This window comes from Paenibacillus sp. FSL H8-0104, assembly GCF_038050215.1.
GTDB lineage: Bacteria > Bacillota > Bacilli > Paenibacillales > Paenibacillaceae > Paenibacillus > Paenibacillus amylolyticus.
This window is the reverse complement of record NZ_JBBOTC010000001.1, coordinates 3464057-3476557: the sequence shown is the minus strand read 5'-3', so window position 1 is coordinate 3476557 and position 12501 is coordinate 3464057. Positions and strand designations below refer to the sequence as shown.

The 12501-nt window shown below is 43.7% G+C and carries 10 protein-coding genes; 4 read left to right on the top strand and 6 right to left on the bottom strand.

What is annotated here, in order from left to right:
• Positions 1 to 9 precede the first annotated feature (9 nt).
• Positions 10 to 1134 carry a GerAB/ArcD/ProY family transporter gene (locus NST38_RS15500; RefSeq protein ID WP_076253097.1) on the top strand — a complete coding sequence of 375 codons (1125 nt, stop codon included), beginning with the start codon at positions 10 to 12 and terminating at the stop codon, positions 1132 to 1134.
• Positions 1135 to 1218: 84 nt separating this feature from the next.
• Here the strand turns inward: NST38_RS15500 and NST38_RS15495 are convergent, their stop codons facing one another.
• Together NST38_RS15495 and codB are read right to left on the bottom strand one after the other, a co-directional pair.
• Positions 1219 to 2487 carry a cytosine deaminase gene (locus NST38_RS15495; RefSeq protein ID WP_076253096.1) on the bottom strand — a complete coding sequence of 423 codons (1269 nt, stop codon included), beginning with the start codon at positions 2485 to 2487 and terminating at the stop codon, positions 1219 to 1221.
• Positions 2456 to 3733, bottom strand: coding sequence for a cytosine permease (codB, locus tag NST38_RS15490; RefSeq protein WP_076253095.1), 1278 nt, complete (start codon positions 3731 to 3733; stop codon positions 2456 to 2458). Before codB ends, NST38_RS15495 begins: the two co-directional genes overlap by 32 nt.
• A gap of 609 nt (positions 3734 to 4342) precedes the next feature.
• On the opposite strand from codB, the gene NST38_RS15485 reads away from it, so the two are divergent.
• The gene (locus NST38_RS15485; RefSeq protein WP_341344013.1) at positions 4343 to 5185 is read left to right on the top strand and encodes an ABC transporter substrate-binding protein; all 843 of its coding nucleotides are present in this window, start codon (positions 4343 to 4345) and stop codon (positions 5183 to 5185) included.
• Positions 5186 to 5356: 171 nt separating this feature from the next.
• On the top strand, positions 5357 to 7075 hold the full coding sequence (locus NST38_RS15480) for an AraC family transcriptional regulator (protein ID WP_076253093.1): 1719 nt from the start codon (positions 5357 to 5359) through the stop codon (positions 7073 to 7075).
• A 42-nt stretch (positions 7076 to 7117) separates the two neighbouring features.
• Here NST38_RS15480 and NST38_RS15475 read toward each other — a convergent pair whose 3' ends face one another.
• The 3 genes from NST38_RS15475 to NST38_RS15465 form a co-directional block, all read right to left on the bottom strand.
• Positions 7118 to 7498, bottom strand: coding sequence for a hypothetical protein (locus NST38_RS15475; protein WP_076253092.1), 381 nt, complete (start codon positions 7496 to 7498; stop codon positions 7118 to 7120).
• A 291-nt stretch (positions 7499 to 7789) separates the two neighbouring features.
• Entirely contained in the window at positions 7790 to 8824 is a 1035-nt protein-coding gene (locus tag NST38_RS15470; RefSeq protein ID WP_076253091.1) for a ketopantoate reductase family protein, read from the bottom strand.
• 14 nt (positions 8825 to 8838) lie between these two features.
• Positions 8839 to 9585, bottom strand: a complete 747-nt coding sequence (locus tag NST38_RS15465) for an acetoacetate decarboxylase (RefSeq protein ID WP_083684759.1) — start codon at positions 9583 to 9585, stop codon at positions 8839 to 8841.
• 385 nt (positions 9586 to 9970) lie between these two features.
• Between NST38_RS15465 and NST38_RS15460 the strand changes: the two genes are divergently transcribed.
• A complete protein-coding gene (locus NST38_RS15460) occupies positions 9971 to 10885 on the top strand; it encodes a LysR family transcriptional regulator (RefSeq protein ID WP_076253089.1) in 915 nt (304 codons plus the stop codon).
• A 60-nt stretch (positions 10886 to 10945) separates the two neighbouring features.
• On the opposite strand, the gene NST38_RS15455 is transcribed toward NST38_RS15460, so the two are convergent.
• Entirely contained in the window at positions 10946 to 12352 is a 1407-nt protein-coding gene (locus NST38_RS15455; protein WP_076253088.1) for a family 4 glycosyl hydrolase, read from the bottom strand.
• Positions 12353 to 12501: the final 149 nt, after the last annotated feature.

The following is a 12501-nucleotide window of genomic DNA, read 5'->3' as shown; positions in this document are numbered from 1 at the left end:
GAAGGCCAAATGAAGCAATCCACATCTAATATTAATACCTCCGAGGTCATTATTGTAGTTATCAATTCAATACTCGGAGCTGGAATTCTAACACTCCCTCGCACAATTAGTAAAGCAGTAGGGACACCAGATGTTTGGATTTCTGTCATTTTATCAGGATTAATTGTAACCACAATCAGCATCCTCCTTGTAACGTTGTGTCGTAGATTCCCCGGTAAAACGGTATTCGAATTTATACCCGAAATCACAGGTCAGTGGATTGCTTATCTATTGGGACTTTTAATTATCGTGTATTTTGTTGTTCTTTGTTCATTCGAAGTTAGAGTCATGGCCGAAATTACAAGTATGTACATCCTTGAGCGCACGCCTACTTGGGTCACCATTATGGTCAGTTTGTGGATTGGTATTTATATGTTAACGGGTGGTCTTAAGGTCATCATCCGGGTCTTTTCAATCGTGTTGCCCGTTACGCTTGTGTTGTTAGCCCTGGTTTTCCTTTTAAGCAGCAAGATGTTTGAAATTAATAACCTCAGACCACTCCTGGGCGATGGATTCATGCCTGTGTTGAAAGGGCTTAAACCTTCGTGTCTCTCCTATTCTGGATATGAAGTTTTACTCATCATCACAGCTTACATGGTAGACGTGAAAGCAAGCTATAAAGCTGCTATATACAGCATACTTAGTTGTACGATCATATATTTGGTCACGATTGTTACCGTTGTAGGAAACTTATCTTTGCCAGGAATTCAAACACGAATGTGGCCAACGTTCGACATGGTTCGAAGTTTTGAAATTGAGGGGTTTCTTTTTGAGCGATATGAATCGCTTTTCATTGTGTTTTGGCTGATGCAGATCTTTGCAACCTATGCTTTTAAACACTATTTTGCGGCAATCGGGATCCGAGATTTGTTTCGTCTCAAAAATATTACGAGCATACAATTCGCGATGTTGCCAGTCTTATATGTAATTGCTTACTTGCCCAAAAACCTGGAGGAAACATTAGCTTTGGGTGATTTTCTTGGCAATATGTCCATTTTTTTGTTTGGCTTGTTACCCCTGCTACTGCTGATCATTAGTTTTGTTCGTAAAAAAGGCGGGAAGCAGGCTTCTAGTGAAGCACTTAAGGCAAGCTGAATGTTTGGTTCTTATTGTATGTAGACAGTAAAAAAGAAAAAAAGCCGCTAAAATAGCGACTTTAATGGGAGTATATTTTCTTCATTATTTATTAAAAGTAACCTTTTCTGTACCGCCTTCAAAAATGATGGACGTGTCCCGCGGCTTCGATTCCGCAATTTTACGGCCGCCTCTGTAGGAATAAAGTACGCCGGCTTGTTTGCGAACAGCCTCATATTCGTTCTCTGCTTCAAGTACGATGAAGTTAGCAGGTTTACCTTCTTCAATACCGTATACATCCTCAATGTGTAACGTTCTTGCGCTGTTTTTCGTAATGAGGTCGATCGAATTCACGATCTGGTCGTAACCAAGCAACTGTGAAGCATGAATCCCCATGTGCAGTACTTGCAGCATGTTGCCTGTACCGAGCGGATACCAAGGATCGAAGATGTCATCGTGACCAAAGCACACATTCAGACCTGCTTCCTGCAACTCTTTGACACGCGTCAGCCCTCTTCTTTTTGGATACGTGTCGAAGCGTCCTTGCAGGTGAATATTAACCAACGGATTGGAGACAAAGTTCAGATCAGCCATCTTCAGCAAACGGAACAATTTGTACGTATAAGCGTCATTATATGACCCCATCGCTGTTGTGTGGCTTGCCGTTGTTCGTGAACCCAGTCCACGTTCGTAAGCTTCCTTGGCAACGACTTCAACAAAACGGGATTGCTCGTCATCGATTTCATCGCAATGGATATCGATCAGACGGTCGTATTTTTCGGCCAGATCAAACGCAACTTTCATTGAATCAACGCCGTATTCCCGTGTGAATTCGAAGTGTGGAATGCCGCCGACCACGTCAACGCCCATTTTCAGTGACTCTTCCAGCAATTCTGCCCCGTTTGGATAAGAGTGAATGCCTTCCTGTGGGAAAGCAACAAGCTGAATGTCCATATATGGAGCCATTTCTTCTTTTACTTCAAGCATCGCTTTAACAGCAATCAAGCTTGGATCGGTAACGTCCACATGGGTCCGTACATGCTGGATACCTTGTGCCAATTGCCATTTCAGTGCCGTTTTGGAACGTGTTTTGACATCTTCATGTGTCAAGAAAGCCTTGCGCTCTGACCAGCGTTGGATGCCTTCGAACAGCGTTCCGCTTAGATTCCATTCCGGCTCGCCTGCAGTGAGCGTTGTATCGAGATGAATATGCGGCTCAATAAACGGTGGCAGCACAAGCGATCCGTTAACATCCAGGATCTCTTCATTCTCGGTCACTTCCAGCGATTGTGTAATTCGTTCAAACTTTCCGTCTTTCACAACGATATTCCATAGTCCTTCTTTACCCCGCAATTTTGCGTTCTGTATAATCATTTATTTTCCCCATTTCTTTGGTTTCTTTCGCAGGAACAATCAGCATCAAGACGATATAGGCCACTGCTGTACCAAGCAGTGCGTTCAATGGTGTTACGCCAGGAGCCAGTTGAGCGAATGCAACGCCGATGGCCCAAGCCACCATCGCTACCCAGTTTACATTTTTGAATGACATGTCGGCAAATGGCTTATAGTTTCTACGTTTCACAATGAAGTAATCTGCGATAATAATAGCCCCGATCGATGGTACCGCAGCGCCCAGTACGTTTAGGAAGCTGACGAAGTTGTTGTACATCCACATGGCGAATACGGTACCCACGATACCGTTTACGACGACGAAGAATTTCTTTGAGATTTTGGTGATGTTCGCAAAACCAAGACCCGAAGCGTACAGTGCATTATCATTGGTCGTCCAGATATTCAGGCCCAGAACGATAATTGCCGGGATGATCAATCCTTGCAGGAACATGACCTCCGAGATATCAGCCAGGTTATAAGCCATCGCACCAACTGCACCGAACAGAAACATGAGTGAGTTACCCAGGAAGAATGCAATCACTGTTGCGGTAACTGCCTGTTTCGATGTTCGGGAAAACCGGGCAAAATCGGGTGTCAGCGTTCCGCCGCTTATGAATGATCCAATACAGATCGTTAATGCCGCCGCCGCGGTAAGCGACTGTGTTGGCGTGTATTCTAGCAACCCTTGCAGACCTCCCAGCGAACCTGCACCTTCGAACATGGAGTAACCACCGAGAATCGCAATCGCAGGAACCGCGATATATCCGAGAATGACGAGTGACTTCATACCAAAGATAGCTGATGCTGTCATGGCAAGTCCGAACACGATAATCAACAGGTACACGTTCCAGTCCATGGCTTTGGCGACTGGAATCGCGAACATGGCTACGCCTACTCCGAACCATCCGACCTGTGTGAAGCCTAGCAGGAATGAAGGCAGATACGACCCTTTCGCACCGAACGCATATTTAGCGAGCAAATGTGTCGACAGGCCCGTTTTGGCAGCGATATGTGCCAGTGCCCCTGTGTAGATACCGAGCACCAGATTACCCGCAAGCACGATGCCAATGAACTCCATGAACGTCAAGCTTACTCCCAACGTGCCTCCTGCCAGCATGCTTGCTGAGAAAAATGTGAAACCGAGCATGACGGATAACGTCTTCCAAAAGTGGTTTCTTTGCGATTTCGGCACAGCTTGCCATGAAAACTCTTGATCTTGTTTGCTCATCAGAATACCCCCAACGTAAAGTGTATCTGATACCAAAAAAAGCAGAAAAAAGAGGCTACTCGTCAAGTTATACACTGACAAGTAGCCTCTTTTTGCATCATAATCCGCGCGAAGACACAGAGCATCCCATGACGGGATAAGCCCTGATTCTCGCGTGATTATGAAATCCGCTGCCCTTGCCAGCCTCTCTGGACTGAATTAAAGGTACCAGTATTCAATTACATACTATTATTTTGGAAAAACCTGCAGTTGTCAATGTCATTATTATCCATAGGTTATTAATTCCTTATACAGCAAGCTGTTTTTGATCACGCATACTCCGATGACAACACACCTGCGGATTGAAAACAAAGCAACGAACAAATAGATGCACGCATTGACATTTGTACAAATAAATTCACTGCGTTTTTTTCATTGTAAGCCGCTGAAAAGGCACCTATAATTACGTTGTAATTGATAATGGTTATCAATGAGAAAAAGAGAACTCAGGGGGAAACAATGATGAACAGTACAATTAAGAAACACCTATTCATATGGGGAGCATGCTTCCTTCTTCTATCCGTCCTTGCAGCATGCAGCCGTTCGGAAAGCGCCCCTTCACAAGAAGCTGTGAAGATCAACGAACAAACGACAAAAAGCTATACAACCCAAACAGGCGAAGTGATTGAAATACCCACTCAGCCGCAACGGGTGATCTATCTTGGTTCAACACTTGGAGATCTCCTGGCCATGGATATTTCCGTCGTTGGAGCCAATCTGATTCATGCTTCCGAAAGCTATATTGTAGACCGATTAGAAGGTATTGATGATGTCGGAAATCCTGGTGATTTGGAGGCAATAACAGCCTTGCAGCCTGACTTGATTTTGAATGGTTATAACCAAGATGCTGACCGAAACACCGCTTTTTCGAAGATTGCGCCTACCATTCCGTTCAACTCGGCGTTACCATTTACGGAACGCGTACGCGAACTTGGCAACATTTTTGGCAAACAGGATGAGGCAGAGCAATGGATCAGCAGATTTGATACAAAAGCGGAAGCGATGTGGGACAAGCTGAATGTGGCAGAGGGCGAGACAGCGACCATCTTCTTGCAGTTGGGTAAACAGCTCTATGTGATGGGCAATCGTTCATTGGGTGTAGTCTTGTATCAAGAGCACGGATTTGCAATTCCACCAGCAATTCAGCAAAACATTATCGACAAGGAGCTAACATTCGTCGAACTTTCGGAAGAACTAATGCCGGACTATGCAGGAGATCATCTCTTTGTCCTAACGCTGGATAATGACGAAAGTCGAGCTGAATCTGATCGGTTGTTACAGAGCACACTATGGAAAACATTGCCGGCCGTTCAGCAAGGACACGTTTACAAAGCATCAGCCGATTGGAATACCGACAACCTACTGGCACTGGAGCAATTGCTTGATGAACTACCGAAATGGATGAATCAATAATATCGCATAGATAACGTCAAAAATCCTCCAACCTCTTTGGTTATGGAGGATTTTTGGATTCTGTAAACTTCAGCATCGTGTACTAAGGTCTGCAACGAAACATTCTCTAACGTGTAAAATGTGGTAAACTAGTAATTGAGAATTATTATCACTAGATCGGAGTGCTCCAGAATGCAAATGGCTTCCCTATACATCCAACTGCAGCAGCATGATCTGCTTCAGCTCACACCACTGCAGGAAACCAATCATCATAATCCATCAACCAAGAGCAAGGCTGCCAATGAATATACATTGCTTATTGCTCTGGATCATGGAATTCGGCTGTTAACAAACAACATCTCCCAAGATCTGAGCCAAGGCAGTTGTATTCTGCTCCCTACTCAGCAATCCTACATTCTCAAAACGATAAAAGAGCAAGCGCATGTAGCCCGGTTGACCTTTCTTTCTTTTCAAGTGGATCAGTTGACTCTGCTTCCGGCTTGCCCTCCTCTTATTCTGGGATTTCCTTACAGGCTGTCTCTTTCTACTATAAAACTTGCGTTGGCAAGTGAAGACTGGATTTCTCCGCTGCCTTTGCAATCCAACAAGCAAAATCGGTTGCAGGAGAAGAAATTTACGCCTACGCATCATTCAAAATTAGCAGTTACTCAGTCCCGGCTGCAACTGATACTTGGCCTGATGGCTCAGCTAGAAAGCGCTCCTCCGCCAGTGCAAAATGATCAAGCGGTACAGCGTACACTCAGCTATATGGAGCAGCACTACAACGAAGATCTGACCGTAGAGCTTTTGGCGGAAATGGCCGGCATGGTTCGATGGCAATATAGCAAATTGTTTAAAGTGATTACTGGCAAGAAGCCGACGGACTACCTAACAGAGCTTAGGGTCCAACACGCTAAAAGACTACTGTCCAGTTCTACCGAGACCTTACGTGAAATATCCCGACAAGTCGGTTTTAAGGATGAGTATTATTTCAGTCGACGCTTTCATCAGCTCACAGGACACCCTCCCCGGGAATACGCCAATATACTAAGACGTACCAGGCAAAGAACGATCACCGATTCCCTCGGCAGGCAGATTTCCCTCCCTGATGTGGCTATACGAATCGTGGCCACAGGTACCAATACCCTTGGTGAGTTGCTTGCTATCGGTATCCGTCCAGTCGGTGCGGGTATAACTACAATGAAATCACAAGTCATATATCGAAACAAACTGCATCACATCCCCGACATTGGACTGCAAGCCGCACCGGAACAAGTCTCCCTGCTGAAGCCTGATCTTATACTGTTAGGCAACTATAGTGAGCAGCAGTTACCTCGACTGGATGCCATTGCACCTACCATCGTTTATCGCGAATCAACCAGCACTTTTGAGCGTCTTCGTTATATTGCGGATCTTTTCGGTCGAAGCAGAACGGCTGAACAGTGGATCGACCGCTATGAGGAAAGTGTCAGGAGGATACGGCGACAATTGGCGGATGATTATATTGCAGGAGAACGAGCAACTGTCTATCTGGTGCTGGGTAAGAACATATATGTTATGGGACAGACGGGATTTGCCGCTACCGTGTATGAATCACTTGGCTTTCGACCCACTGAATCCGTAAATCAACTGATCATTAATGGCAGACCTTGGATACAAATTGATTACAATAAAATCACACAATACGGTGGAGACCGAAACTTCGTGATGGTACCTCAGGAGGAGATGAATGTAAATATACCTTCTCCGCTACAAAGTTTGGTTGGCATGTTGGCACCCAGTAAAGTACATATAGTAGAAGCTGGCTGGAACTACGATGATCCCCTTACCCGTGAGAGGTTATTGACGATTCTACCCTCTATTTTTGCTAAGGATGGACTCACACCTCCGCTAGTAAATGAAAAAAAATAAACCGTGAAGCACGGTTTATTTTTTCAAAACATTTTCTCCATCTTACGATATGTGTCCAAAAACCTCTGGTAATACTCTTTCGTATTCCTTATATAAAACATAACGATTAACACCTCTGGAAGAGTTAAGTGCTTCATGCGCGTGCTGAATAGCGATATCATGGTTTTCTGCTTTAAATTCAATACCCGCGAGCAATGTTGATCGCATCCACTGTTTTTTAATGGATTGAAGTCTTTCACGCGCATCTTCACTTTTCCCGTCTTCCAAGAGTAGAATGGTTTCGTAATATGTACGGTAGTCCGATAAGCCGATATGAGGTACAGCTTGCCGAATGGCAAACATATCCTTGCGATATAATCCGTAAGCTGCCTTGAACTTTGCTTGTGTTGTTCTTCGCTTATATTTCTGCATAATTTGCTCCATAACTAGTTCTACCTCATCATCAAGTCTGTTTGCAAGAACATAAATAATGTATGTCCCATACAACCAAATAAAAGACGAATTCCCCCCAAGATTTACTCATATGTATCTCCTTCGAATAGAAAAATAACCAGCAAGTCTATATTATATCAAATTTAATTCCCCTTTTTGTATAATCTTAGGAAACAAAAATCACGAAGATTATTCTATCTGTCGCAAAATCAAGCCTGACTAGATTTACTGATACAACAAAAAAGCCGCTATATTAGCGACTTTCAGTTGAAATAATTGAATTTATTTTTGAACACTTAATAGTTCTTCAAAAGCTTTTATGTTCGTGTCAAAATCAGGAACGGTTTGAGTTTCTTCAGCAGATTTAACCAGTTTTACAACTAAATCATTATAAGGTGTCGCAATTCCCGTACCTTCTGCCCTGCTTGAAACAACTCCGTTAATGTAATCAATTTCCGTTTTGCGGTTCTTCTCCAGATCTTGAAGCATGCTTGCTTTGAGCAGTCTGGAGGGCTCCATCACGTAACGTAATGTTTTCACCCGTTCAGGGATATCTTCTTTGCTGTTCAGTTCGAGTGAAGCGATGTCGAATCCATTCATTTTAACCAAGGTAACCCCATTGGCGCGAGCAACTTTAATCGTCTCGTCCGCAATATGAGCTGCACTCACAATGCCGGCTTCATGATCGATAATGTCTCCGTATTCCCCATTCAATGCAGCGGACAAACCACTGAATGCATTGTTGATCAACAATTTGGACCATTTGGTTCCAACCAAGTTATCGGAAATATGTGTTCCACCCACAAGATCCAACACCGATTTCACGCCCTGAATTCGTTCGGTGAACTCACCATTTAATTCGCCAATCTGAAAAGCGTACTGCTTAAATTGAGTGTACTCGGTAGTCAGACTTGATACACCTGGTTCAATGAACGTAGCGCCGAATTCAACGGAGCCAGCAATAACACGTTTTTCACCCACGATGGACGCCACTTTTTCTTCGGGAATCCCGTTCTGCAAGGAACACACCATACTGTCTTCATTCAAGAATGGAATTAATTCCTGAAGGATGGAATCGTTGTAGAGTTGTTTGGTTAAAAGTAACACGAGGTCATATTGTCCTGATTTCTGATCAGGAGTAATGGCTTTTACTTTTGCCTGAAACTCTGTGGTACCCGTCACTTTAGCACCGGTCTGATTTAAAGCATCTACATGTTCTTGATATGCATCAATTAACTCAACGTCCAGTCCACCATCCGCAAGATATGCGCCTACGATGGTTCCCAAAGATCCTGCTCCTACAATTGCAATTCTCATTTTATTTTTCCTCCTTATTTTTCTTCCAGGTAGTTATATACAGGTTGTGCAGCGTTTAAGGTTAGGTTGGTAAGGATATGAGAAGCTGACACCACTTCCAACACAGGCAGATCTGCAAGAGGAGCCAACGCATGTTCGAATAGTTGAAGTCGGGCAGGTCCTGTCCAAGCTTCCTTCACTTCGACGTCCGTAATTTGAGTACGGATCAGATCACATATTCTTAAATTCCCGCTATAGTCTGTAGCAATCTTAATCATAAAATTAGGTCGGCATATTTCACGTTTGGCGAACTCTTTATCCATCTCCACATGTTTATATCCCATCGTTGCCGTGGCTACACGCAACGATCCATAATCTAGTGTGCCAACAAGTGTATCCGAATCGGTATACAACTTGGGTGCGCCCAGCTTTTTCGGATAGGCCGTGAGCTCTCGACCACTCGCAATCGCGGGGAAATTGTCTACGTACATCGAATGCACATAATCACCTTCCTCCCCATTGAATTGCACAGGAATGACTTGTCCAGCTTCTGTATATGCACCCAGTCCAGAAACATCTGGCATCCACATCACTTCGAATTTAACCAAAGGTTCCGTAATTTCGAGAGGTTCTGGTACGGCTGCTCGCAACGCTTTTTCATCAGTTCGGTAAATAATATTCAAGTATTCACGATTCACGAATTTGTACGGTGGCATTGGGTATGCCGGAGCTGTTAGGGGTGTATTCAGATTTTTAGCTATGTTATTCACATCGATTTTCATCAAAGACACCTACCTTATGTTTTGGTTCTATATAAGTTGAATTAAAGATTATTTACACTGACACTACGATGACAGAACAACCTTCCAATCGCTGTTATCCCCAGATTTTTCGATTCCCCTTCTAATAGGGGAAAATCCGGTGATAGCTTATGCTTCCGATGTAGCTTTCTTTCAGAAAGCTTTTAGGCGAACGCTTCGCTTTTTCAGGTTTTTTCTGTCCTCTCCGTTATTGTGTAAATGATTAGTTCAACTTATATAGTCAGGTTTTTGTTATTTAAAATTTGATCTGTATCTCATAAAAAAATTCTACATCAATATTTAAATTTAATATAATACATAATAAGTACTATATATATTTATCAGAATAAATAAGGAGTGCACGTGAATGGAATTGCTTCAGCTCAAATATTTTCAGACCGTTGCCTATACCGAACATATCTCCAAGGCAGCTGCACAATTGAACATCGCTCAACCCTCCCTGAGCTTAACGATTAAAAGACTTGAGGATGAACTCGGTACCCCCCTATTTCATAGGAGAGGACGAAATATTCAATTGAATTCCTCAGGTGAGATTTTATTGAAGCATGTGAACCGGATTTTTATTGAAATTGAAAATGCAGAGATGGAGATTAAAGCGGAGGAACAGCAAATATCCAATACAATCAGGATCTCAATTACGAATACCCGATTTCTCACTGGTCTCATTAGTGACTATATCAACGGTTCCCCCAAAACCAAGCTGCATCAGGGTATTGGGACCCGCAGTGAAATTATTACAGGTTTGAAGAAAGGTGAGATGCATCTGGGCATTACGGGGCATCCGATTCAGGATGAGGAGATTGAGAGTGTTGTTCTTGTTGAGGAGGACATTGTTCTTGTTGTGCCCACGGATCATGCATACGGCGGAGAAACAAGCATTTCATTAAGTGTTGTTGCAAATGAGCCCTTTATTTCCCTTGCCGATAATAAGGAGTACAGCCGCTTTACAACTATGCTCTGTGAAAAAGCAGGTTTCCTCCCCAATCATGCATTTGAGGTCGATTCTCATACCCTGCTTGAAATTATCAGCCTTAATCAAGGTGTTGCATTAATTCCGATCTCCGTATGTAGAGCACTGGGGTTACGTTATGTAAAAATTGCTGATGATTCAGCCATATATCCCATTAGCCTATCCTGGGTCAAACAAAAATGGTTATATCCTGCTGTTGGAGAATTTCGTGATTTTATTACTTCGTACTATGAAGACCATGCTGTATTGTTTAAAGTGGAGTCGGATTTCTTAATACATGACAAACGATAAAAACAAAGACTACGTTAGTCCCATGGAAGGAACCGACGTGGTCTTTGTTCGTTATCATTCTTAGCTATACTGTAGTCTATCCTTGTACCAAACGTCCGGAATCATCTTACGCTCCAGTTCCAACAATTCATGGATGATCTTGTCCGCGTCACTGATGGAATTCACGAGCGGGTCAGTGAGCATCGCCCTTCTCAGTTTCTCATAGCTCTGTTCCAGAACAGCTTCTACTGTAAGCTCATGGGTATCCAGTACAAGTTCTTGCATCCCTCTTATCCCACGCGGCATCTCGCCTACATGGAGTGGTTTCGCCCCATCCATATCTACATCGCACAGTAGTTCCAGGAACGAATCCGCATTCATATTGGTTACCGCGCCTTGATTGAGCGTATTGATGAAGAACTTTTTGCCCAAGTTCCCCACCATATTCTCAATGATGTCGGTCGCATGGTCTGGTCCGAAGGTACTCATGTAATCGGCAATTGGGATGTTCCCTGCAAGAAAGTCATCCACCTGACGCCACATTTCGTCGTGACGCTGATATCTGTCCTCTGTCTCCCAGATTGATAATGGCGGAATGGTGTCCGCAGTTTTGCCAAGACCCTGCCAATACCGAACGTATTCCTTCGTATGCGCCGTACAAGTAGGAATGATTCCGAAAATATCATATAGTTCATAGGTAATCGCATCGTTATACAGAGCTTTTGCGCCGCGATCACCGCCGTTATTCTCATCACCTGCCAGCTTGCGCATGGCTTCTGCAATTGTGGGCATCACATTTTTTCCTTCATACTCGGCTTTGAGCAGCCAAGTGAAATGATTAACACCTGCGATACGAAAATCGAATTTTTGGTTGATCTCTTCAGTGAACTGGCTATTGTCTCCAATGATTCCAGCTCTTACGGCATAATAGGCTTTCTTATGCGGCATATGATGACTATCGCACAGCGCAAACGATTTAAGCTTCGGTGCATATCGATGTAAAGCAATGCCGTGCACGGTAGACGGGTTAATATAATTGATCACCCACGCATCCGGGCACAACTCCTCAATGTCTTTGGAGCATTCCGTGATAACCGGAAGTTCCCGCATCGCGCGAAAGATTCCTCCAGGGCCAATCGTATCGCCAGAACACATGCGAATTCCATACTTTAGAGAAACCTGGCAGTCAATGCCCCGATATTTCACCGATTCTTCCGCAAAGCTGAGCACAACGAAGTCGGCTCCCGGTAGTACCTGTCTTCGGTCCACTGAACCCTCAATCTTTAGGGATACGTTGTTCTCCTTGGCGACCATTTCCGCTAGTTTTACCATTTTTGAAAGCCGTTCCTCGTTCGTATCCACCAAAGCCAGCGTTCCCTGATTCAAATATGGGGAGTGTACCATCTGCCAGATGGACTGACGACCAAAAAACAGGCTGCCCGCCCCAATAACAACTACCTTTGGATGTTGTGTACTTGTAGCATTCATCAATAACCCCTCCTCTTAACGATATAAGTTCATTATAGGTGAGTGAGCTGGAATCGGAATGTGTGATAGTTTTCAAAACATGTCATATCGTACGATAGTTAACAAGAGATAAATCCTTTGTTATGATAGTGAAAAATGAAGGATGTCAT

Bases quoted from the DNA above. Each gene is read 5' to 3' on its own strand.
- NST38_RS15500 (WP_076253097.1), top strand. From the start codon at position 10: ATGAAGCAATCCACATCTAATATTAATACCTCCGAGGTCATTATTGTA.
- NST38_RS15495 (WP_076253096.1), bottom strand. From the start codon at position 2,487: ATGATTATACAGAACGCAAAATTGCGGGGTAAAGAAGGACTATGGAAT.
- codB (WP_076253095.1), bottom strand. From the start codon at position 3,733: ATGAGCAAACAAGATCAAGAGTTTTCATGGCAAGCTGTGCCGAAATCG.
- NST38_RS15480 (WP_076253093.1), top strand. From the start codon at position 5,357: ATGCAAATGGCTTCCCTATACATCCAACTGCAGCAGCATGATCTGCTT.
- NST38_RS15475 (WP_076253092.1), bottom strand. From the start codon at position 7,498: ATGGAGCAAATTATGCAGAAATATAAGCGAAGAACAACACAAGCAAAG.
- NST38_RS15470 (WP_076253091.1), bottom strand. From the start codon at position 8,824: ATGAGAATTGCAATTGTAGGAGCAGGATCTTTGGGAACCATCGTAGGC.
- NST38_RS15465 (WP_083684759.1), bottom strand. From the start codon at position 9,585: ATGAAAATCGATGTGAATAACATAGCTAAAAATCTGAATACACCCCTA.
- NST38_RS15460 (WP_076253089.1), top strand. From the start codon at position 9,971: ATGGAATTGCTTCAGCTCAAATATTTTCAGACCGTTGCCTATACCGAA.
- NST38_RS15455 (WP_076253088.1), bottom strand. From the start codon at position 12,352: ATGAATGCTACAAGTACACAACATCCAAAGGTAGTTGTTATTGGGGCG.